Origin of the sequence: Pseudomonas sp. NPDC088322, from assembly GCF_044740745.1 — a bacterium.
Taxonomy (GTDB): Bacteria; Pseudomonadota; Gammaproteobacteria; order Pseudomonadales; family Pseudomonadaceae; genus Aquipseudomonas; species Aquipseudomonas shirazensis.
Map to the genome: position 1 here is coordinate 169,858 of NZ_JBIURK010000007.1, position 21,900 is coordinate 191,757.

21 protein-coding genes and 2 tRNA genes are annotated in these 21,900 nt (G+C 61.6%); 5 read left to right on the plus strand and 18 right to left on the minus strand.

The genetic code is table 11. The features are described from left to right. Window positions 1–174: 174 nt before the first annotated feature. The 11 genes from ACIOAU_RS19175 to ACIOAU_RS19225 all read right to left on the minus strand — a co-directional run bounded on the left by ACIOAU_RS19175 (window position 175) and on the right by ACIOAU_RS19225 (window position 9,812). Window positions 175–2,592, minus strand: a complete 2,418-nt coding sequence (locus ACIOAU_RS19175; RefSeq protein ID WP_401183976.1) for a TonB-dependent siderophore receptor — start codon at window positions 2,590–2,592, stop codon at window positions 175–177. A gap of 111 nt (window positions 2,593–2,703) precedes the next feature. After that, window positions 2,704–3,651: a FecR domain-containing protein gene (locus tag ACIOAU_RS19180; RefSeq protein WP_401183979.1), complete on the minus strand. Its 948-nt coding sequence runs from the start codon at window positions 3,649–3,651 to the stop codon at window positions 2,704–2,706. After that, a complete protein-coding gene (locus tag ACIOAU_RS19185) occupies window positions 3,651–4,151 on the minus strand; it encodes a sigma-70 family RNA polymerase sigma factor (protein ID WP_401183982.1) in 501 nt (166 codons plus the stop codon). Before ACIOAU_RS19185 ends, ACIOAU_RS19180 begins: the two co-directional genes overlap by 1 nt. A gap of 136 nt (window positions 4,152–4,287) precedes the next feature. Continuing rightward, a complete protein-coding gene (locus ACIOAU_RS19190) occupies window positions 4,288–4,602 on the minus strand; it encodes a hypothetical protein (protein ID WP_401184167.1) in 315 nt (104 codons plus the stop codon). A 301-nt stretch (window positions 4,603–4,903) separates the two neighbouring features. Continuing rightward, window positions 4,904–4,979 (minus strand) — tRNA-Thr (locus ACIOAU_RS19195). A gap of 97 nt (window positions 4,980–5,076) precedes the next feature. Beyond that, window positions 5,077–5,325 (minus strand): hypothetical protein, encoded by a 249-nt coding sequence (locus ACIOAU_RS19200; protein WP_371918887.1) that lies wholly within the window; start codon window positions 5,323–5,325, stop codon window positions 5,077–5,079. Between the two features lie 299 nt (window positions 5,326–5,624). Beyond that, a complete protein-coding gene (locus ACIOAU_RS19205; RefSeq protein WP_401183986.1) occupies window positions 5,625–6,827 on the minus strand; it encodes a methyltransferase in 1,203 nt (400 codons plus the stop codon). 7 nt (window positions 6,828–6,834) lie between these two features. After that, window positions 6,835–7,524, minus strand: a complete 690-nt coding sequence (locus tag ACIOAU_RS19210) for an ABC transporter permease (protein WP_101322513.1) — start codon at window positions 7,522–7,524, stop codon at window positions 6,835–6,837. After that, the gene (locus tag ACIOAU_RS19215) at window positions 7,524–8,216 is read right to left on the minus strand and encodes an ABC transporter permease (RefSeq protein ID WP_101322512.1); all 693 of its coding nucleotides are present in this window, start codon (window positions 8,214–8,216) and stop codon (window positions 7,524–7,526) included. The genes ACIOAU_RS19210 and ACIOAU_RS19215 overlap by 1 nt, the downstream gene beginning before the upstream one ends. Before the next feature lie 55 nt (window positions 8,217–8,271). Beyond that, a complete protein-coding gene (locus ACIOAU_RS19220) occupies window positions 8,272–9,027 on the minus strand; it encodes an ABC transporter substrate-binding protein (RefSeq protein ID WP_101322511.1) in 756 nt (251 codons plus the stop codon). Window positions 9,028–9,038: 11 nt separating this feature from the next. Beyond that, window positions 9,039–9,812, minus strand: a complete 774-nt coding sequence (locus ACIOAU_RS19225) for an ABC transporter ATP-binding protein (protein WP_101322510.1) — start codon at window positions 9,810–9,812, stop codon at window positions 9,039–9,041. 603 nt (window positions 9,813–10,415) lie between these two features. On the opposite strand from ACIOAU_RS19225, the gene gabP reads away from it, so the two are divergent. Next, window positions 10,416–11,813, plus strand: coding sequence for a GABA permease (gene gabP / locus ACIOAU_RS19230; RefSeq protein WP_101322509.1), 1,398 nt, complete (start codon window positions 10,416–10,418; stop codon window positions 11,811–11,813). 217 nt (window positions 11,814–12,030) lie between these two features. On the opposite strand, the gene ACIOAU_RS19235 is transcribed toward gabP, so the two are convergent. The 7 genes from ACIOAU_RS19235 to ACIOAU_RS19265 all read right to left on the minus strand — a co-directional run bounded on the left by ACIOAU_RS19235 (window position 12,031) and on the right by ACIOAU_RS19265 (window position 18,141). Continuing rightward, entirely contained in the window at window positions 12,031–12,474 is a 444-nt protein-coding gene (locus ACIOAU_RS19235) for a hypothetical protein (protein WP_101322508.1), read from the minus strand. A gap of 81 nt (window positions 12,475–12,555) precedes the next feature. Beyond that, window positions 12,556–13,575 carry a polyphosphate kinase 2 gene (gene ppk2 / locus ACIOAU_RS19240; RefSeq protein WP_188036815.1) on the minus strand — a complete coding sequence of 340 codons (1,020 nt, stop codon included), beginning with the start codon at window positions 13,573–13,575 and terminating at the stop codon, window positions 12,556–12,558. A gap of 144 nt (window positions 13,576–13,719) precedes the next feature. Continuing rightward, on the minus strand, window positions 13,720–14,181 hold the full coding sequence (locus ACIOAU_RS19245) for a DUF4234 domain-containing protein (RefSeq protein WP_157831768.1): 462 nt from the start codon (window positions 14,179–14,181) through the stop codon (window positions 13,720–13,722). Between the two features lie 213 nt (window positions 14,182–14,394). After that, a tRNA-Phe gene (locus ACIOAU_RS19250) sits at window positions 14,395–14,470 on the minus strand. A 91-nt stretch (window positions 14,471–14,561) separates the two neighbouring features. Next, window positions 14,562–14,834: an oxidative damage protection protein gene (locus ACIOAU_RS19255; RefSeq protein WP_101322505.1), complete on the minus strand. Its 273-nt coding sequence runs from the start codon at window positions 14,832–14,834 to the stop codon at window positions 14,562–14,564. Then, window positions 14,831–15,898: an A/G-specific adenine glycosylase gene (gene mutY, locus ACIOAU_RS19260; RefSeq protein ID WP_401183995.1), complete on the minus strand. Its 1,068-nt coding sequence runs from the start codon at window positions 15,896–15,898 to the stop codon at window positions 14,831–14,833. Before mutY ends, ACIOAU_RS19255 begins: the two co-directional genes overlap by 4 nt. Then, window positions 15,895–18,141: an AsmA family protein gene (locus ACIOAU_RS19265; RefSeq protein ID WP_150572807.1), complete on the minus strand. Its 2,247-nt coding sequence runs from the start codon at window positions 18,139–18,141 to the stop codon at window positions 15,895–15,897. The genes mutY and ACIOAU_RS19265 overlap by 4 nt, the downstream gene beginning before the upstream one ends. Window positions 18,142–18,519: 378 nt before the next feature. Between ACIOAU_RS19265 and ACIOAU_RS19270 the strand changes: the two genes are divergently transcribed. The 4 genes from ACIOAU_RS19270 to ACIOAU_RS19285 all read left to right on the plus strand — a co-directional run bounded on the left by ACIOAU_RS19270 (window position 18,520) and on the right by ACIOAU_RS19285 (window position 21,878). Next, window positions 18,520–20,175, plus strand: coding sequence for an OFA family MFS transporter (locus tag ACIOAU_RS19270; RefSeq protein ID WP_101322502.1), 1,656 nt, complete (start codon window positions 18,520–18,522; stop codon window positions 20,173–20,175). 209 nt (window positions 20,176–20,384) lie between these two features. Beyond that, window positions 20,385–20,978, plus strand: coding sequence for an imidazoleglycerol-phosphate dehydratase HisB (hisB, locus tag ACIOAU_RS19275; protein ID WP_101323128.1), 594 nt, complete (start codon window positions 20,385–20,387; stop codon window positions 20,976–20,978). Next, on the plus strand, window positions 20,979–21,617 hold the full coding sequence (hisH, locus tag ACIOAU_RS19280; protein ID WP_101322501.1) for an imidazole glycerol phosphate synthase subunit HisH: 639 nt from the start codon (window positions 20,979–20,981) through the stop codon (window positions 21,615–21,617). Beyond that, the gene (locus ACIOAU_RS19285) at window positions 21,618–21,878 is read left to right on the plus strand and encodes a DUF2164 domain-containing protein (RefSeq protein ID WP_101322500.1); all 261 of its coding nucleotides are present in this window, start codon (window positions 21,618–21,620) and stop codon (window positions 21,876–21,878) included. Window positions 21,879–21,900 lie beyond the last annotated feature (22 nt).

A 21,900-nucleotide genomic window follows, 5' to 3' on the forward strand; every position in this document is an offset into this window, starting at 1 on the left:
TGGCCTGTATTCAAGCCGGTCGAGCTGAACCAGAACATGCCGCCCGAAGGAGAGAAAGCCATCGAGTACTTGATGCCGGTTTTCCACGCGGGCTGCGGAAAAACAAAGCCCTCGTAGCGATACGAGGGCTGTGTTGCATGAGCAGCAGAAAGGAGACCGGTTTGATCGCAGAGATCAGAAATCCCAGCGTGTGGTGACCATCATGTTGCGTGGGTCGCCAGGGTAGGCCGAGTCATAGAAACCAATGTTGGTGTAATAGTGCTTGTCGAACAGGTTGTTGACGTTGAAGGTGACCGAAAGATTATCGGTCACTTGGTAGCGGGTCATTAGATCAACCAGCCAGTAGGGGTCTTGGGTGAATTTCTCGTAGCGGCCACCACCGGGGTAGCCCCAGTTGTTGACGGTCTGCCAGCCAGCGCTTTGCCAACGCGCGCCGCCACCGACGGTGAGCTTGTCCAGGCTGCCCTGGAGTTTGTAGGTGCTGTAGAAGCTGACCTGGTCTTCCGGTTCCCAGGTGGCGACTTTATCACCATCGCTATTGCGGGCGATCTTATGGGTATACCCTGCTTGCAACTGCCAGCCCTTGGCCAATTCGCCGGAGATTTCCGCTTCGTAGCCCTTGGTCTTGGTCTTGGTGCCGATGTACGAGTAGTCGACGCCCGGCTGCGAGTTCCAGGCCGTGTCGGCCAGCGGACGGTTTTCTTCGTGCACCTCGAAGTAGGCGAGGCTGGAATTCAAGCGGCCACCGAAGAACTCACCCTTGAGGCCGAACTCATAGTTCTTGCCTTCGTTGGGGGCTAGCATGGCACGGGTGCGGGTGCGGTACTGAGTCTGTGGCTGGAAGATTTCGGTATAGCTGGCGTATGCGGTGAAATTGTCGTTCAGGTCATATGTCAGGCCTGCATACGGTACCACCTTACCGCTTTCCTGAGTGTCGCTGGTCCCAGTCACCTGGTAGTTGGCAATACGTGAGCCGAGCAACAGGTGCAGTTCATCCGTCAGGCTGAAGCGACCGGTGACGTAGGTGCCGGTCTGGCGGGTCGTTTCGTCGTTGAACTTGGTGGCGGTCCACAGCGGCTCGGCGGCATCGCCGTCCCAGTTGTAGAAATCATAGGAGTTGTTGAAGTAGGTGGTTGCGGTGTAGTCCTTGGCTTTCCATTTGGAAATGGACAGAGACTGACCGATCACCAGTTCGTGGTCGCGGCCGAACAGCTCGAATGGCCCCGAGGCGTACACATCGAGACTGTCGCTGGTGGTCTTGCCCACGTATTTGCGGGCGTAGATGGAGCTGGCGGTGGCGGAGTCCTGGGAGATGTAGCCCAGGGGAGCGTCATAGCCGTTGATCTGGTGGTTGTATTGGCCTTTGGTGACCCAGCCATTATCAAAGGTATGTTCCAGGCTCGCGAAGGCCGTGCGGCTGTACTGTTCCCAAGAGCCCCATTTTGGTCCGTTGTTGAACGAACGCGGCAGGTCCAGCTTTTTGCCGGTCGCATCAAAGATGGTGCGTGTACCGGTCCAACTGGAGCCTTTCGGATCGCTGTCCTGATAATCGGCACCGAGGGTCAGCAGAGTGTTTTCATCCAAGTCGACCTCCAGGATGCCGTAGAGCACACCGGTCTTACGCGAGTAATGATCAAGGAACGATTGTTTGTCCTGATACGCCGCTACGACACGGCCGCGGACGTTGCCGGTTTCGGTCAGGGGACCGCTGACGTCGGCTTGGGAGCGATAGTTGTCCCAGGAGCCGGCGCCCAGTTCGATGCTGCTCTTGAACGCGGAGGTCGGTTTCTTGCGAATGAGGTTGATGGTACCCCCTGGACCGCCTGCCCCCGTGAGCAGACCCGTAGCGCCCTTGAGAACTTCGACGCGATCATAGATCGCCATGTCGGTCAGGGTCTGGCCCGCCGAATATTGGGCGTCGCGCAGAGTAGGGATACCGTCGTACTGGAAGTTGACGATGGAGAACCCGCGGGAATAGTAGTTGGTACGCTCGGTGTCATAGGTCGATACGGTGATGCCCGGGGTATGGCGCATCACGTCATCGATGGCTACAAGCCCGAAGTCATCCATCGCCTGGCGGGTTACTACCGAGATCGATTGCGGTGTTTCTCGAGGCGTCAGCACCATGCGCGTCGCCGTAGCGATAGTGCCGGGGGTGTACGAACCGGTGCCTTCAGTCACTGTGCCCAACTGGTTGGCAGTGATTTGCGTAGCCCCCAGTTCCAGGGCATCGTCGGTACTGTTCGCGACCAGAACGTACCCGCCATTGCTCTGCCGTTGAGCTTGCAGGCCACTGTTGGCGAGCAGGCGCGAAAGCCCTTCCTCGACACTGTATGAGCCTTTGAGCCCGTCAGTTGTGAGATGCCGAGCCTGCTCGGTGTCGAACGAAATGGTAACCCCCGCCTGCACACCGAACTCGGCCAGGGCGCTACTCAGCGGCCCGGGGGCGACCTGGTAAGCGGTCAGGCTCTGCGCCATGACCTGAGCCGGCATCAGCGCCAGGCCAGACAGGCTGGCAAGGGAAGCGCCCAGAACGGCCAGGCGCACGGCGCGCCTCAGCAGCGTCGGAGTGTTGTGGGAAAGCGGGGGCATTCGGTGATCCTTCCGTTGTCTTGGCAGAAACCCGCTGTATCGCGGCTTATGTCATTGACGGATGAGAATCTGAATCAGCAAGGTTGCCGCTGAAGATTCTGCGACGCGGCTTCACGCCGCTTCAATGCTGGCCCAGTAACGCGTCAGATAACGCACTTTCACCGGTAAGGATTTGCCCAGGTTCTCCAGCACGGTGTCGGTATCATCGATGCGAAAAGCGCCGGAAATGCTCAACCCCCGAACCTCGGCGGCACAGCGCAGGACGCCCGGTCGATAGCGCCCCAACTCCTCAATGAAGTCGCCCAGCCGCCAATCATCGACGCTGAGCATGCCCTGCACCCAGGCGGTCGAACCCGCTGGCAGGGGGCGGACGCTGCCTACCCGATCACGGTCGAACGTGACCTGCTGGCCGGTTTCCAGGCGCAGCGGGTGATCGGCATGCCTTTGCGGGCTGACTTCAACCGCCGCCTCTAGCACACCGACAAGGGTTTGCTCGGGCAGTTGGCGCACACTGAACCGGGTGCCGAGCGCGCGCACGCCCCCTTGCGCGGTCTGAACCATGAAGGGGCGCTGGGCGGGATCCTTGGCGGTTTGCACAATAATTTCGCCACGGAGTAGCCGGATTAGCCGCTGTCTGGAGTCGAAATGGATGTCCAGTGCGGTGTCGGCGTTCAGTTCCAGTTGCGAGCCATCGTCCAGGCGCAGCGAACGACGCTCCCGGATGCCCGTGCGCTGTTGCGCTAGCATCGAGCGGTACGGCACCTGCTCCACGGCCATCCATGTACCACCGCCGACCGCTATCAGCATACCGAGGATCTTCAGTACATCACGGCGTTGTGCCTGCGCTGCACCGAGGCCAGACAACGCCGCCTGCTGCGGTATCGTCGCCCACTGCTGCTGAAGCTTTTCAACCCGCGACCATGCCGCCGCATGGTCAGGGCTGGCCTGTACCCACGCCTGCCACGCCCGCGTGCGCGCCTCGCTGGCGGTGCCATCATTGAGCTGCACATACCAGGTGGCGGCCGCCTCCAGCGTCTCCAGGTTGGGCGACGCAGACATCAGTTATCCACCAGCAACAGGCAGCGCGTCATGGCGCGAATCAGATGATTCTTCACCGTGGTCACCGACACCCCAAACCGCTCGGCCGCCGCCACGTAGCTCAGACCTTCGAGCTGAACCGCCAGGAAAATCTCCCGCGTGCGCTGGCCCAGCTCATCTAGCAGGCTATCGACCGCCACCAGCATCTCGATGATGGACAAGCGAATCTCCGGCGAAACATCCACCGGTTCTGGCCGTTGTGCCAATGCATGCAAGTAAGCCTGCTCAATGGCGCGGCGACGGGATTTATCGATCAGCAGCGAACGGGCGATGGCGCTCAGGTAGCCACGAGGTTCGCGAATGGGTGCGTCATTGCGCGCCGTCATCACCCGCAGAAACGTGTCCTGAGCCAGGTCCGAAGCATCGGCGGCGTTGCCCAAACGCACACGCAACCAGCCTTTCAGCCAGCTGTTATGTTCGCTGTACAACCGATTAAGAGCCGAATGATCAAGCGCCGACATGAGAGAGACACCGAGGCATAAATGGTAATCGATCTCATTATTATGATGGCGGGATTTTAATGCAAGGGGCTTCCCATAGCACCCACTGAATGAAGCATCACATAGAGCAGATCGCGAGAGGCTTACGGGGGTACGCTTACTTACTGCGGCATTTTAAAAGCCAAAGCAGCGTCAGCACCGTCGGCCAAAACAAGGTGTTCAGAAGGTCGTGAGCGCTTGCCTGCCAGCGCCAGTATCCGAAGCTTCCACTATCGTCTCGTCGATCTATCCACTCGCCCGCACATGCAATGATTAAAACCGCTAGCCAGCCAAGGTATGGCCGCAATCGTCGGATGCCAACGATCAGCGTCAAGTAGATCGCCATGCCCACGTAGATATGCAGCGCGTCTTTGGACAGTCCGGTTGCCGCCACAATGGCGAGCTTGATGCTTTGGGCGGTTGAGATATCCAGTTCAAGTTCTCCTCGCTGAGCCAGTGCCAGGTTTCGTCTACATCCGAGCAACGTGAACGTCAATCTGACTGGAGAATTCGTTTGAAGTTATCCACTCAGCGGGCCTCTGCCGCCGCGCGAGGGGGGATACATGACTCTTCTTGGGCGCAGCACAGCTTTGGCGTGGCTCGGTGACCACGTCGGCACCATCCGGCATGTCATTGAACGTGTCGCTTTAGAAGGTCACTAGCGGGGCGTCGCTGGAATGTCTTGAACCCGGAAACGAAAAAACCCGCCAGAAGGCGGGTTTTTCGTGTGTGTATGGTGCCGGCACCAGGAATCGAACCCGGGACCTACTGATTACAAGTCAGTTGCTCTACCATCTGAGCTATACCGGCACAGGGGCGCATTATAGCTATCCGAGCAGCCGTGTAAACCACTTCCTTGCAATCAATGCAAAAACCCGTAACTCACCGGCCTGAAAGGAGAAATTTCCTACCAGCCGCGGTGGATGGTGTTTATGCCTGGCTCGGCCTTGGCGGGGTTGAAAAACAGCTTGTCGTTGTCGCAGCCGCGCTTGCGGCAGGGCTGTGCGACGTGCAGCGGCAGGCCGCGGTCGCCGCCGAGTTGCATGGCGGGGGTGTCCCAGCCAAGGGCTTTGCCGGGGGCGTGGCTGGTGGTGTTGGTGCAGCCGGTTACGGCGAGGGCGAAGCTGAGCAGGGCTGTGGATTTGATCGGGATCACGATGTCGAAGTCCGTTCGGTGACAGTCTTTGTTGCGGGCAATTGTAACTCAGTAGGCATGGGCGAAGGCGGGTGGCCATCACGCTTTCAGACAATTCTGAAAATGCTTATGCACAAGCGGCATGCCAGGATTGCAGTGCGGGCATACCGTTGGTCGTAACCGCCGGTCTTTGCGCAAAGTGCTGTTTTTGCTGGGCTTGAAGGTTTAAGCGAATAAGCAGACGGCCCTAAATAGCCAGTTGGATCCACAAATCCGCCAATTTCATCAAAAGCTTGTGCACAGACTTATCCACAGGTTACTCATCGCCCGCGCTCGGCCAAAAGTAGCAAATTGCGGGGTGTAAGGGCGTAGTCGCAGAACAGCCCAACGCGCACGTTGTAGCCTTGTTCTTGCATGTACAGCGCTCGATCGAGCACCAGCCATAACTCCAGCGGGCGGCGGAACAGGTTGCGTACGCGCTCCAGGTTGCGCACCTCGGCGAGACGTTGCCAGCCGGCGGCTTCGAGTGCTTCCCAGTCGGGGTTGCCGGTGAGGGGCAGCTGTTTGACCGCGGCGAGGCCCTGGCAGTACGCGGCGAAGGTCTTGTCCAGCCAGCTGACCGGCAGCGATGGCGTCGGCAGGTAGCTGTCGTTCTGGCGTTGTTCGCGTTGCAGCAGATCGAAGCCTAGGCGGCGGGCCATTGAGGCGTCGCGCTGGCGGCGGACGCGGGCGCCGGCGGTAACGGTTTCGCTCAGGGGCAGGCCGAGGTCGTCGAGGTCGAGTCGCAGGGTCGAGGCGCGGGCGTGGCTGGACAGGGCCTGATAGGCGCTGGCCTGGATGCGGTTGTAGCAGCAGGGCGCCAACGCGATGTGTTGGCAGCCTTGGCTGGCGGCTAACTGCAGCAGGCGCACGTGCAGATCGCCGCAGGCGTGCAGGGCGACCACGCTTTTGCTTTGGTCGAGGCAGCGGGCGCTGTCGGCAGCCATAACGTCTTGATGCAGGTGCTGGGCGGGCAGCTTGTGGTGGTCGCTGAGGGCCTGGCCGGCGGCGACCAGCTCCGGGTTGTACTCGAGGCAGGTCAGTTGCTGGCCGGGCTGCAGCAGGCGGCGGCCGAGATGCCCTTTGCCGGCGCACCAGTCGAGCCAGTGCTGGGTCTGCTGGCGAAAGCCGAGGCGGCGGCTGAAGGCTTCGATCTGCTGCCACTTGCGCCCGGGCACGTTGACGTCGAGGCGGTGGCCGGCGGGCGGTAAGCCTGCGTCGGGCAACTCATCCAGGGCGGTCAGTTGCCGAGCCTGGGCGGCCAGCTGTGGATAAGGTGCGGGTGGCAGGTTTGGGTCGAGGTTGGCTTCGGCGTCTTCGAGGGTGCACTGGCGCAGCCAACTGGCCAGTTCTGGATACTGCTGTTCCCAGTCGAGCTGCAAGGCGGTGAAGGGCCTGGGCTTCCACAGCGCTTGATGCTCGACTAGAAACTGGTCGAGGGCGTGGAAGCGGGCGCGTAGCTGGTCGCTTTCGAGGATGGCCATGGGCGCCTTAGCGCCCTTGGCAGGCGTCCACCCGCAACCAGCGTTCCAGCAGCTTGAAGCCTTGCACCAGGAGGAATGAGATGACCAGGTAGAACAGCCCGGCCGCGAAGAAGATCTCCACCGGCAGGTAGGTGCGGGCGATGATCGTACGGGCCATGCCGGTGAGTTCGAGCAGGGTCACGGTGCTGGCCAGGGCGCTGGCCTTGAGCATCAGGATCACTTCGTTGCTGTAGGCCGGCAGGCCGATGCGCGAGGCGCGTGGCAGCATGATGTAGAACAGGGTTTTGCCGCGGGACATGCCCAGCGCCCGCGCTGCTTCGATTTCACCCTTGGGGATGGCCTGCAGCGCGCCACGCAGGATCTCGGCGATGTAGGCGGCGGTGTGCAGGGTCATGGTCAGCACGGTGCACCAGAACGGATCGCGCAGGTACGGCCACAGCACACTGTTGCGCACGGCTTCGAACTGGGCGAGGCCGTAATACACCAGAAACAGCTGCACCAGTAGCGGCGTGCCGCGGAAGAAGAAGATGTAGCCGTAGGGCAGGGCGCGCACGTACCAGTGGCGCGAGGCGCGGGCGACGCCCAGCGGGATCGCCAGGATCAAACCGGCGATTACGGCGATGGCCACCAGCTCCAGGGTCAGGGTCGCGCCCTGGGCCAGGCGTGGCAGCCATTTGATGATGACTTCCCAGTTCATTATTCAGCCCTCACGAAGCCGCGAGCGGCGCGTTTTTCCAGGAAGTACATGCCGGCCATCGCCACTACGGTGAGGCTCAGGTAGATGCACGCGGCAACCATGTAGAAGGTGAACGGCTCCTTGCTCACGGTCACGGCGATCTGCGAGTGGCGCATGATTTCTTCAAGGCCGATCACCGACACCAGCGCGGTGTCCTTCATCAGGATCATGAACAGGTTGCCCAGGCCCGGCAGGGCAATGCGCCACATCTGCGGCAGGATGATCCGCGAGAGGATGCGGCCTTTGGACAGGCCCAAGGCCAGACCGGCTTCGCGGTGGCCCTTGGGGATCGCCAGGATCGCGCCGCGGAACACTTCGGTGGCGTAGGCGCCAAAGCACAGGCCCAGCGCGATCACGCCGGCGGCAAATGCGCTCAGCTCAAGGCCGGGCATGTTCAGGGCGTCGCCGAGGCTGTTGACCAGGCCGACGGTGCCGAAATAGATCAGCAATACCCACAGCAGCTCGGGAATCCCGCGCACCAGGGTCGAATAGAAGCCGCCAAGCCATTGCAGTGGCTTGAGGGCAGAAGTCTTGGCAAGGGCGCCGAGCAGGCCCAGGATCAGCCCCAGCAGCAAGGCGCAGAGCGCCAGTTTTACCGTCATCAGGGTGCCAGCCATCAAGGCCGGACCGAATCCGTGCAGGTCAATATTCATTGATTAGGTGCGTTCTAGGGACCGACACGCCGCTAGGGCGTGCCGGTCGGGCGAATCATTCGATGCTGAACGGGAAGTACTTGTCGTTGATCTTCTTGTACGTACCGTCGGCTTTGATTTCTTTCAGGGCAGCGTTGAGTTGGTCGCGCAACTTGTCGTCACCCTTGCGCACGGCAATGCCGATCTTGTCGCTGTCCATCACCGGCTCGCCTTTGAACTCATAGGCTTTGCCGTCGTTGGATTTGAGCCACTCGTACTGCACGTACTTGTCGGCGAGGATGGCGTCGACGCGGCCCGAGATCAGGTCGAGGTAGGCGTTTTCCTGGGTGTCGTACAGTTTGATCTGCACGTCGCTACCGTAGTTGTCTTCCAGCCAGGTGCCGGCCAGGGTCGCGCGCTGGGTGCCGATGATCTTGCCTTTGAGCGAGGCCTTGTCGGTTTTGAAGTCGACGTTCTTCGGTGCGATGAACTGCAGCTTGTTCGAGTAGTACGGGTCGGTGAATTCAACCGCTTGCTTGCGCTCGTCGGTGATCGACAGCGACGACACCAGGAAGTCGAACTTCTTCGCGTTCAGGGCGGGGATGATGCCGTCCCAGTCGGAGGTGACGACCGAGCAGTCGACTTTCATCTTGGCGCACAGGGCGTCGCCGATGTCTTTGTCGAAGCCGACCACGTTACCGCTGGCATCCTTGTTGTTGAACGGCGGGTAGGCCGCTTCGATACCCATGCGCAGTTTGTCTGCGGCCAGGGCATTGGCCGAGAACACCAAAGTGGCGGCAGCGGCCAGGAGAAACTTCTTGTAGGTCTGCATGTATTGCTCCGTTAGCGGTGGCTGGACATGAATTGCTTGCAACGCGCCGAGTTCGGGTTTTCGAAGACCTGCTGCGGCGTTCCTTGCTCTTCAACCAGGCCCTGGTGCAGGAAAACCACTTCACTGGACACCTGGCGGGCAAAGTTCATCTCGTGAGTTACCAGCAGCATGGTACGGCCTTCGTCGGCCAATGCGCGGATAACGTTAAGCACTTCCTGGACCATTTCCGGATCGAGCGCCGAAGTTGGCTCGTCGAACAGGATCACCTTGGGCTTCATGGCCAGGGTACGGGCAATGGCAGCACGCTGTTGCTGGCCACCGGAAAGCTGGGCGGGATAGCTGTGGCGCTTGTCGAAGATACCGACTTTGTTCAGCAGCGCTTCGGCATGTTCAGTGGCTTCGGCCTTGCTCTGGCCAAGCACGCGGCGCGGCGCCTCGATGATGTTGTCGAGGATCGACATGTGCGGCCACAGGTTGAAATTCTGGAAGACGAAACCGATTTCGCTGCGCAGGCGGTTGATCTGGCGGTTGTCCGACGGGATCAGGTCGCCGTTCTTGGCGGCCTTGAGCTTGAGCTCTTCACCGGCCAGGAGGATCTGCCCTTGATGCGGGTTTTCCAGCAGGTTGATGCAGCGCAGCAGGGTGGACTTGCCGGAACCGGACGATCCGAGGATCGAGATCACGTCACCATCGCGCGCGGTCAGGGAAATGCCCTTGAGAATTTCCTGGGTGCCATAGCGCTTGTGCAGATTGCGGATTTCCAGCGCGGGCGTGGCCTGGGCCATGTGCGGTCCTCTTCGGTTCGGGTGCGTTCCCAGCTGTTGGCGGCCTTCCTGGCGAGCGCCACGCTAGCATAGCGGCTCATTGACAGCCAACGGGGTCGCAAGGGGCTCAGGTCGCTGGCGGGGCAGTTTGTCGCATCGTTGCAGTGCAACGTCGCGAGGATGTCCGCCGGCCTTGTGCCCAGCACCAGAGCCTTGATGAAAAAAGGCGCGATGGTGCCAGTTTTGTACCGCACTGGGAAGCCGTTTTTAGCCGTAGTGGCTACTGCCCTCTTTTTCGCTTGAATGGAGGTTGCGCTGACGGTTGCACCTGAGCGCTTCGATTTTGTGCGCGGGTGTTACCAAGGAGCACCTTTGGTGCATTTGTAAGTGGGTATTTCAGTAATCTGCTCGGCACAAGCCGATTTAATGTGCATTCGGTCAAGCCTTGGCCGAATGCTCTGCAGGCCCCGCCGTGATTGATATCGGGCCTAACGCTGATGAGCCGAGCACTGAGATGGCGCGGTAATTGCCACAGGAGATTTCCAGAATGCAGCGACGCCTACCTAAATCCCGGGTGCGCTGGCCAGTCATTCAGGTAGTCCACCTCCTTACAAAGGTAGTTTTATGAGCGGTAAGCACAATTCCAATGACCTCGCTCAGGGGCTCAAATCGCGTCACGTCACCATGTTGTCCATCGCCGGTGTGATCGGCGCGGGGCTGTTCGTTGGTTCCGGCCACGCCATCGCGGCGGCCGGCCCTGCGGTCCTGTTGGCCTACGCTGCAGCCGGTACCCTGGTGGTGCTGGTGATGCGTATGCTTGGCGAAATGGCGATCGCCTCGCCCGACACCGGTTCGTTCTCGACTTACGCTGATCGCTCGATCGGCCACTGGGCCGGCTTCACCATAGGCTGGCTGTACTGGTGGTTCTGGGTGCTGGTGATCCCGCTCGAAGCCAACGCTGCGGCTGCGATCCTCAACGCCTGGTTCCCTGCGGTTGATCTGTGGGCGTTCTCGCTGTTGATCACTCTGGCGCTGACCGTTACCAACTTGTTCAGCGTGAAGAACTACGGCGAGTTCGAGTTCTGGTTCGCGCTGCTCAAGGTACTGGCGATCATCGGCTTCATCGTGGTCGGTTGCGCGGCCATGTTCGGTATGGTGCCGGGCAGCCAGGTCAGCGGCGTCAGCCACCTGTTCGACACCCAGGGCTTCATGCCCAACGGCCTCGGCGCAGTGCTGGCAGCCATGCTGACCACCATGTTCTCGTTCATGGGCACTGAAATCGTCACCATCGCCGCCGCCGAATCGAAAGACCCGGGCAAACAGATCAGCAAGGCCACCAACTCGGTGATCTGGCGGATCTGCCTGTTCTACCTGGTGTCGATCTTCCTGGTCGTGGCCCTGGTGCCATGGAACGACCCAGCCCTGGCGGCCACCGGTTCGTACCAGACCGTGCTGAGCATGATCGGCGTGCCGAATGCCAAGCTGATCGTCGACATCGTCGTCCTGATCGCCGTGACCAGCTGCCTCAACTCGGCGCTGTACACCTCCTCGCGCATGCTGTTCTCGCTGAGCAAGCGTGGCGATGCGCCGGCCGTTGCCCAGCGCACCACCAAGGCGGGTACGCCGCACTGGGCAGTGCTGCTGTCGACCGCTGCGGCGTTCCTCTGCGTATTTGCCAACTTCGTCGCGCCAGCGCAGGTGTTCGAGTTCCTGCTGGCCAGCTCCGGCGCGATCGCCTTGCTGGTGTACCTGGTGATCGCCGTGTCGCAACTGCGCATGCGCAGCCAGCGTGAAGCACGCGGCGAGAAGATCGAGTTCAAGATGTGGCTGTTCCCGGGCCTGACCTGGGTGACCATCGCCTTTATCGTCGCCGTGCTGGTGGTGATGGCGATTCGTCCAGACCACCGCATCGAGATCATCGCCACCGCGCTGCTGAGCCTGGCTGTGGTCGCTGCCGGCCTGCTGGTGCAGCGCAAGCGCAAGGCCGCCGTGGCAGCTGGGCGGGTTGTGCTGAGTAACTGATCTGCCGGCTCGTTGAGCTGAATGCAAAAAGGCCGCGCTCTGAATCAGGGCGCGGCCTTTTTTAATGTCGCAACGCTGCCGGTGTAGGAGCGGCCTTGTGTCGCGAAAGGCCCGCGTAGCGGGCCCGGCAATTTCGGCGGCGAAGCTGAGAATCCGGGGCCGCTGCGCAGCCCTTTCGCGACACAAGGCCGCTCCTACAGGGGCCGCTGAGGCAGAGTTAGCCGAACTGCTTCTGTTGCAGCTGCTGCTTGGCTACCACTTCAGAGGCCGCTACGTAGGCTTCCTGGAACTCGTCGCTCTCCAGCCAGGCCATGGTGGTTTCTTCGTCGGCGCCGTCCAGCCAGGTGCGGTAGGCGGTGAACACCAGCACGATGTAGTCGGTGGCGTGCTCTTCCTTGTGGCCTTTGAGCACCAGGGTCAGCAGTGGGTCGACCAGGAACACCGCGATCATTGCCACCAGGCCGGTCTCCTGGGCGGCTTTCATCTTGCTGAACAGCTCGCTGTAGCTGTCCGACTCCAGCGCCTTGTTGAAGATCTGCTCGACGCTGGCGCTGTCACCGGCGCTCGCCTTTACTGCCTGGCCGCTGCGCACCATGCGGTTTTGCTTGGCTTTGCTGGCGGCGCGCTTGGCGCGTTTTTGCTGCTTGGTGTTGGAAGCCATGGGGCCTGAAATCCTTGGAGGGGCAAAAGTGCGCGTATTGAATCGCACTTGCCCGACAAACCCAAGAGGCACGCGTCGCGATCAGGCCGCCGGCGCCTCATCTTCTTCAAAGCCACGCGATGCCCGGCCGACCAGCAGCGGGTCGGGCGCATGGGCCACGCGCAGGTCCTTGCCGGGGTACTCCAGCGAATGCAGGAAGTGGCGGATGCAGTTGATCCGCGCGCGCTTCTTGTCATCCGACTTGATCACCGTCCACGGCGCATCGCCGGTGTCGGTATGGAAGAACATCGCCTCTTTGGCGCCGGTGTAGTCGTCCCACTTGTCCAGCGACTTGATGTCGATCGGCGACAGCTTCCAGTGCTTGAGCGGGTCGTCCCGGCGCGAGACGAAACGGCGTAGCTGCTCTTCGCGGTTGACCGAGAACCAGTACTTGAACAGCAGGATGCCGCTGTTGGTGAGCATCCGCTCAAGGTCTGGCGCCTGGCGCATGAACTCCAGGTATTGCATCGGGGTGCAGAAGTCCATGACCCGCTCGACCCCGGCGCGGTTGTACCAGGAGCGGTCGAAGAAGACCATTTCCCCGGCGGTCGGCAGGTGCTGGATGTAACGCTGGAAATACCACTGGCCCTGTTCCTGCTCGGATGGCTTCTCCAGCGCCACGATGCGCGCGCCGCGCGGGTTCAGATGCTCCATGAAGCGTTTGATGGTGCCACCCTTGCCGGCCGCGTCACGGCCCTCGAACAGCACCACAATGCGCTGGCCGGTGTCCTTGGCCCAGCTCTGCACCTTGAGCAGCTCGATCTGCAGCTCGGTCTTGGCCTTCTCGTATTCGTTGCGCCGCAGCCGGGTGCGGTACGGGTAGCTGGCGGGCAGGCGCGCCGAGGTGCTGTCCTCGTTGCTGCCTTTGCGTGCGCTGGCCACCTGCAGCGCGGCGGGCTGCTGGCTGATGCTGAGAATCGCCGGTTCGGCGCTGACCTTGGCGGCCGGCTTGCGCTGGCGTGGGCGACGGCTGCGCGGGGCCGGTGTGGCGCTTGCGCTGAGGGTGGCGCTGGTGTCGGCAGCAGGGGCGGGGGAGAGAAGCGGGGTGGATTCGTCGCTCATGGAAATCCTTGCGGGTCGGTTCGAGTGTCCACCGATCATGCTAAGGATATTGCGCCAATGGTTTGTTGATACTGGTCAACGACGCGTGCGTTGCGCCACGGCTGCCAGGCAGACGGGCGCAGCGGATACGCTGTTACTGGCTGGTCAAGGCTGCATTGCCTGGCTGTATACGGGCTGCTGGCGTTGGTCAGTCTCGCCCAACTCGTTGATGCAGTAGTTGATGTAGTACAGGTTGAGGACGAAGGTGTTGAAGCCGTTCATGCGGAAGTGGATCTGGTTGTTGGCGTGGGCGAAGGCCAGCAGTATGCGTCGGGCATTGAATGCCCAGACGATTTGCAGCACAAGGGCAGCAATGCTCAGCAAGCCGGCTGCAATTTCCAAGGCCAGTTGCTCATCGTTGATGAACAGGCCGCTCAGGCCCGTGCAGACAAACATCCAGATAATGTAGGTCTCACTGCACGCCTCTTGGCCGGTGGCTTCACGCAGGTGCTGATTGGTCTTGTACAGCCACAGCAGCAGGTACAGGCCGCCGGTCGCCATGGTCAGCAGCACCATGTGCAGCGTCTTGCGGTTGACCTTGTTCATGAGTTCGCTTGGGGATGTCATAGCGCTTCCGATTTTCGAGTGTGAAAAACGGGCTGAGACATTGCGTGTCTTGGGAGGCAGTCCATGCTCAACCATCGTCCTTGGGGGCTATCTGCTCAGGGAGGGCAGATTCGGCGCGGATGATAGCACGGGGCCACACATGCTCTGCGGCCTGCTGATTAAATCCCAGGCATAAAAAAACCCTGAATCTTTCGATTCAGGGTTTTAGTGTTTTGGTGCCCAGAGACGGAGTCGAACCGCCGACACGAGGATTTTCAATCCTCTGCTCTACCGACTGAGCTATCTGGGCAACGGGGCGCATTAAAAGACTTTTTCAGGTTTGCGTCAACGACTTTTTGAAAATTTTTTAAATTAATTCCGTCGCTTACGCTTTTACGGGGTCATTCGCTAGGCGGAACGTAGCCTTCGGCCTTGGCGTAGTCCTCGCCAGAGAAGTACTTGTCCATCTCCACCTGGAGGAATTTGCGGTCCTCGGCGTTCATCATGTTCAGGCGCTTCTCGTTGATCAGCAGGGTCTGGTGCTTGAGCCAATCACCCCAGGCTTGCTGGGAGATGTTATCGAAGATGTCCTGGCCCTTGGCACCGGGGTACGGTGGGCGCTCGAGGCCGGGCAGTTCCTGGTGGTATTTGCGGCAGTTCACGGTGCGGGTCATTGCGGCTCTCCTGCAATCAATTCGTCGGCCGCGCGTTTCAGCAGCTTCTTGACCGGGGCGGCGAGGCCCAGGCGCGGCGGGGTGGCGAGGTTATACCAGAGCCAGTCAGGCTCGGCCACGTGCGTACCCAGTGGGTCGACGCGCACCAGCCAGGGCTCGATGGCCAACTGGAAATGGCTGAAGGTATGGGTAAGGCCGTCCAGCGCCTGCGTGCCGTTCAGGCGCAGGCCGTGCTGATAGGCAAGGTCATCGAGCTGCTTGAGGTCATCCAGCTCAGGCAGGCTCCACAAACCGCCCCACAGGCCGGTAGACGGGCGCCGGTAGAGCAGGATGGCGCCCTCGCGGTTGGCCAGCATCGGCATCAGCGTGCGCCGCTGTGGCAGCGCCTTGCGTGGCTTGGGCTCGGGGTAGTGGGTTTCCTGGCCGAGCAGGTGCGCTTCGCAGCCGCGCTGCAGCGGGCAGATCAGGCATTTGGGCTTGCTGCGAGTACACAGGGTTGCGCCAAGGTCCATCATCGCCTGGGTGTAGTGGTTGGCCCGGGCTTGTGGGGTGTAGCGCTCGGCTGTCGCCCACAAGGCGTTGGCAACCTTGGGTTCGCCCGGATAACCGCCCTGGGCGGTGAAGCGGGCCAGCACGCGCTTGACGTTGCCGTCGAGGATCGGCGCGCGGATACCCATGCTGATGCTGGCGATCGCGCCGGCTGTGGAGCGGCCAATGCCGGGCAGCTCGGTGAGCTGCTCGACACTGCGCGGGAACTCGCCACCGTGTTGGCTGACGACGATCTGCGCGGCCTTCTGCAGGTTGCGGGCGCGGGTGTAGTAACCGAGCCCGGTCCACAGGTGCAGCACTTCGTCTTCCGGCGCTTCGGCCAGGGCCTGCACGGTGGGCAGGGCCTGCATGAAGCGGTCGAAGTAGTTCAGCACGGTGCTGACCTGGGTCTGCTGCAGCATGATTTCCGAGACCCACACCCGGTATGGGTTGATGTCTTGCTGCCAGGGCAGGTCGTGGCGGCCGTGCTGGTCATACCATGCCAGCACGGCGCCGGAGAATTGCTCGGGGCTCATCGTTTGAACAGCCCCTTGAGCGCGTCTTTGAGTTCCGGGCTGACCTTGTCGCCCAGCTTCTCATCGAGTTTCTCGTCGATCTTGTCCTTCAGGCGGTTGCCGGCCAGCTTGGCGGCAACCTTGCCCAGGCCGTCCTGATCCAGGCGGCAGGCTTTGGCACCCAGTTCCAGCGGGCCACGGCAGCGCAGTGGCAGCTCGACGCCGACAAAACGCTCGTTGACCTGGCAGGCAGGGTCCGGCATGGCGCGTTGGTCACCTTCGACCACCACGCCAACGCGGTAGTCCATACCGAGCACGCGCAGGTCCAGGTCGCCCTGGCCGTTGACGGTCAGGCCGGGAATGCGCGCTTTCAGGTCAGGGTTGCTGGCCACGCCGTTACGCACTACCAGGCTGCCGCGCAGCTCTTGGAATGGAGTGTCCTTGCCACGCGGGTCGCCGCTCAACTGTTTGCGGTTGAGGGTGGCGATGGCCTGGCACAGCTGCTGCTCAAGGTTGGCATTGACCAGCACACCATCGTTGATGGTGAAGTTGGCGTTGCCGTTGAGGGTGTCGATCAGCGCTTTCTGGCTGTTGCCGCTGGCGGTGAGGTCGCTGCTCAGGGTCAGCAGGCCTTTGACTGGCGGCGCCTGTTCCGGGTTGTCGGACTTGATGAAGTGCTCGACCGGGACCCGGTTGATCTTGGTGTTGATGCCGATCTGCGGCACGGCCGGGCGTACATCGACGCTGCCCGTTGCTTCAAAGGTGCCGTTATACAACTCGCCGCGCAGGCTTTGCAGAGCAATCAAACCGCCCTGGCCGCTGGCCTTGAGTTGGGCATCGTTGATTGGCAGTTTGTCCAGGGTCAGTGCGCCAAAGCTCAGGTCGGCTTGCAGGTCGAGGGCACGCAGACGGTCGACCGGCAGCAGTTTGTCGGTGCTCCAGGCAACCTGGGTCGGTGCGCTTGGCAGCGGCGAGCTGCCGGCACCGGCAACGGCGGTTGCTTCCTGCTGCTGGACCTCGGCCTGACGCGCCGCCTTGGCGCCCTTGGCCTGCTCGCTTTTGGCCGGGAAGTAGCGATCGGCGTCGAACTTGTCGCCTTTGAGCTGAATGCGCAGGGCTTGCTTGGCGAAGTCTTCAACCGCTACGCGGCCACTGAAGCTGCTGTCATCCAGTTTCACTGCCAGGCCTTCCAGAGCCAGGCTGGTCGGGCTGGCGCTGAGCCGGCTGACCAGTTCCAGTTTGCTGAAGGCGGCCGGGTCGGCAGTGGCTGGCAATGGCTGGCCAATGCTGTCGAGGAAGGTGCGCAGGTCGAACTGGGCGATGGAGATACCGCCGCCGACCAGCGGCGTCTTGTCCAGCTCGCGCACGTTCAGCTCACCCAGTGCACGCAACTGGTTGGCGGAAACCTTCAGGCCATTCCAGGACGCGACATTGGCAGCCATGTCGACCAGCAATTGGCCCTGAGCAGCAAAGGTCATGCTCTTGCCGGCAAACGGCTCGCCCGAGGCTTCGCCAGACAGGCGCATGTCTTCGAGGTTGTAGCGCTTGAGCTTGCGATCAAAGCGCAGTTCGCCGGCCAGTTCGCTGCGCACCTTGATGTTCGGCTGCGCGGCGCTGATGAAGGCGCTGGCCTTGAGCGGGATGTTCGCCCCTTCGTGGACCGCGCCGGTGCTCAGCTGGATGCTCTCGGCGGTCAGGCTCTGGCCAGTCTTGGCATCGGTGTACTGCACGCGGGCGTTGTTCACGGTCAGGCTGTCGATATCCAGCTTGACCGAGCGCTCGCTGGCGCTTTCTTCGCTGCCTTTTGGTTCGCTCGGCGCCGGCGCAGGCTGGCCAGGGGTGGTGCTGGCCTGGGTCGGCAGTGGTTTGCCGATGTCCTGCCAGTTGCCGTGGCCGTTTTCGTCACGCACCAGGCTCAGGTTGAGGCCCTCGACGCGTACGTCGCTCATCTGCACTTCACGGCGCAGCAATGGCAGCACGCGCACCGACAGGCCGAGCATCTGCAGGTCGGCAAACGGTTCGGTGGGTTTGTTCAGGGTGGCGATGCTGGCTTCATGCAGCTCCAGGCCCAGCCATGGGAACAGGCTCCAGCCAATGTCGCCGTTGAGGGTCAGCTCGACATGAGCCTTGTCCCGTGCCAGCTGGCGAATCTCGTCTTTATAGTCGTTGGGATCGAAGAGGTGGGTCAGGGCAAAGCCCAGTGCCACGATGATCAGCAGCAACCCGAGAAGCCCCAGCCCCAGGATTTTGCCGAACGCTTTCATGGGCGAGTCCTTGTAGTCCGAAATGAAAATTCAAGCGCCAGAGTATAGCGCCGTGGCTGGTTAGCCTGAGTACCCGCCAGTAGATATAGGTTATTTCCTACCTAAGTATCGGTTTCGCCGGGTTGCGCAGCCTGGTTCTACTCAGGCTTATCAGTTTCTGACCGCCAGCTACTCTACAGTTCAGCCGGCTTGCGCAGGTGGCAAAAAATAACGATGTCAGATTGCTTCCATTGAGCGTTTCAGCTGGTTAACCTTGCGCCGCTTTCGCCGCATTACGCGACCGATTGTCGCGGATGCCGTGAATGTCCGATCGCAGCGTGCGTGCAGCCAACCAGGCCGAAGAGCCGAAGGCAACGTCTACTTACAAGAGGAAACACCATGAGCAGCAGTACTGCGGGAGAAGCGGCGCGCGCGCCGGGCTTCCTGTCCAAGGAGCGCATCATCGCCCGGCCGGGCTTCAACCGTTGGCTGGTGCCCCCAGCAGCGCTGGCAATCCACCTGTGCATCGGCATGGCGTACGGTTTCTCGGTGTTCTGGCTGCCGTTGTCGCAAGCCATCGGCATCACCGCACCGGTTGCCTGTTCGGCGGACATGGGCTTCATCGCGCGGATGTTCAGCGCCGAGTGTGACTGGCCGATCTCCATGCTGAGCTGGATCTACACGCTGTTCTTCGTCTTCCTCGGCTGCTCGGCTGCCGTGCTCGGCGGCTGGCTGGAACACGCCGGCCCACGCAAGGCTGGCCTGGTTTCGGCGCTGTGCTGGTGCGGTGGCCTGCTGATCTCGGCGATCGGCATCAAGACCCACCAGCTGTGGCTGATGTGGCTCGGCTCGGGGGTGATCGGTGGTATCGGCCTGGGCCTGGGCTATATCTCGCCAGTGTCGACCCTGATCAAGTGGTTCCCGGACAAGCGCGGCATGGCTACCGGCATGGCGATCATGGGCTTTGGCGGCGGCGCGATGGTCGGCGCTCCCCTGGCCACTGCACTGATGGGCCATTTCGGCAGCTCGGTTGAAGTCGGCGTGTGGCAGAGCTTTGTGGTCATGGCGGCGATCTACTTCGTGTTCATGACGGCTGGCGCTCTGACTTACCGCGTACCGCCAACCGGCTGGAAGCCTGAGGGCTGGACGCCGCCGGCGAAAAAAGCCAACGCGATGGTCACCGACCGTCACGTGCATGTCAGCGTTGCCTGGAAAACCCCACAGTTCGCGCTGGTTTGGCTGGTGCTGTGCCTGAACGTTTCGGCCGGTATCGGCATCCTCGGCATGGCCTCGCCACTGCTGCAGGAAGTGTTCGCCGGCAAGCTGATCGGCAACGAGCTGAGCTTCAGCGAGCTGAACAGCGCGCAACTGGCGCAGATCGCGGCAATCGCCGCCGGCTTCACCGGCCTGCTCAGCCTGTTCAACATTGGTGGGCGGTTCTTCTGGGCTTCGTTCTCCGACTACATTGGCCGCAAGAACACCTACTTTGCCTTCTTCGCCCTCGGCGTCGGCCTCTACAGCCTGGTGCCGAACATGGGCCATCTGGGCAACGTGGCGCTGTTCGTGGCGGCGTTCTGCATCATCCTGTCGATGTACGGTGGTGGTTTCGCGACGGTGCCGGCTTACCTGGCTGACCTGTTCGGTACGCAGATGGTCGGTGCGATCCATGGTCGCCTGCTGACCGCCTGGGCTGCTGCTGGCGTGCTCGGCCCGGTGCTGATCACCTATCTGCGCGAGTCGCAACTGGCGGCCGGGGTTGCCCGTGCGGCGGCCTACGACATGACCTTGTACATCCTCGCCGGTCTGCTGGTGCTGGGCTTTATCTGCAACGCCCTGGTGCGTCCGGTGGCCGACAAGTACTTCATGACCGATGCCGAGCTTGCGGCCGAGCGCGCGCTGAGCCACGACAAAGGCGTCGACAATGCTCGCTCGCTGGAATGGCACGCCGCGCCGGGCAGCCTGCCGCTGGTGCTGCTGGCTTGGGCCGTGGTGGTGATTCCGCTGGCGTGGGGTATCTGGATTACCCTGCAAAAGACTGCCGTACTGTTCCACTGACAACCGCGCTGGCTGGCTTGCATGCCAGCCAAACCGGGCCAAACGCGGGTAAATTCGCTGTCGCAGGGTGCTTATAACCCTGGTGCCAGTGGGTTTACCCGCGTTTGCATTTGCCCCGGCGAGTTGCCATATGTCATCCGCGTTTCAAGCTGGCGCGTTCTAGGCCTATAATGTCGACCTTTTCGCCCAATGATTTTGCGGAGCTGGTGATGGTCGAACGTAAGGCTTCCGTCGAGCGCAATACCCTGGAAACCCAGGTGAAGGCCTCGATCAACCTCGATGGCAGTGGCAAGGCCCGATTCGATATCGGCGTGCCCTTCCTTGAACACATGCTCGACCAGATCGCCCGGCACGGGCTGATCGATCTGGACATCGAATGCAAGGGCGACCTGCATATCGATGATCACCACACCGTCGAAGACGTCGGCATCACCCTCGGCCAGGCGTTTGCCAAGGCCGTTGGCGACAAAAAAGGCATCTATCGTTACGGTCACGCCTATGTGCCGCTCGATGAAGCCTTGTCGCGTGTGGTCATCGACTTCTCCGGCCGCCCAGGCCTGTCGATGCACGTGCCTTACACCCGGGCTTCGGTCGGGGGCTTCGATGTCGACCTGTTCCAGGAGTTCTTCCAGGGCTTCGTCAACCATGCGCTGGTCACCCTGCACATCGACAACCTGCGCGGGCACAACACCCACCACCAGATCGAGACCGTGTTCAAAGCCTTCGGCCGTGCCCTGCGCATGGCGGTCGAGCAGGACGAGCGCATGGCCGGGCAAATGCCGTCGACCAAGGGATGCCTGTAAATGCAGACCGTAGCCGTAATCGACTATGGCATGGGCAACCTGCACTCGGTGGCCAAGGCGCTTGAGCACGTTGGCGCCGGCAAGGTGCTGGTCACCAGCGACGCGGCGGTGATCCGCGAGGCCGATCGCGTGGTGTTCCCCGGTGTAGGCGCGATTCGCGACTGCATGGCCGAGATTCGCCGGCTGGGCTTTGACAGCCTGGTCCGTGAAGTCAGCCAGGACCGGCCGTTTCTCGGCATCTGTGTCGGCATGCAAGCGCTGCTCGAGCACAGCGAAGAAAACGATGGCGTCGATTGCATCGGCTTGTTCCCCGGCCAGGTGCGCTTCTTCGGCAAGGACCTGCAAGAGCAGGGCGAGCACCTCAAGGTGCCGCACATGGGCTGGAACGAAGTCAGCCATGCCATCGAGCACCCGCTCTGGCATGACATCCCAGACCGTGCCCGCTTCTACTTCGTGCACAGCTACTACATCAATGCCGGCAAGCCTGGCCAGGTAGTCGGTCGCGGCCACTACGGCGTCGACTTCGCTGCTGCGCTGGCCGAAGGCTCGCGCTTTGCCGTGCAGTTCCACCCGGAGAAGAGCCATACCCATGGCCTGCAGTTGCTGCAGAACTTCGCTGCCTGGGATGGCCGCTGGTAAATGAGCAAGTCGCGGACCAAGCCACCGATCCTGACCCTCGCCCCCGAACAGGAACGCGAGGCCCTGGACAAGCTCAAGCGCTTTCTTGAAGACCGCTTCGAGCTTGAGCTGGGGTCGTTCGAGGTGGCCGAGGTCCTCGACCTGTTTTCCCGAGAAGTGGCTCCGTATTACTACAACAGGGCGATTGCCGATGTTCAGCTGCACCTCAAGGAGCGGTTCGAGAGCATCGAAAGCGACCTGTGGGCGCTCGAGAAGCCCTGAACCCCAACGATTAGACAGGTTG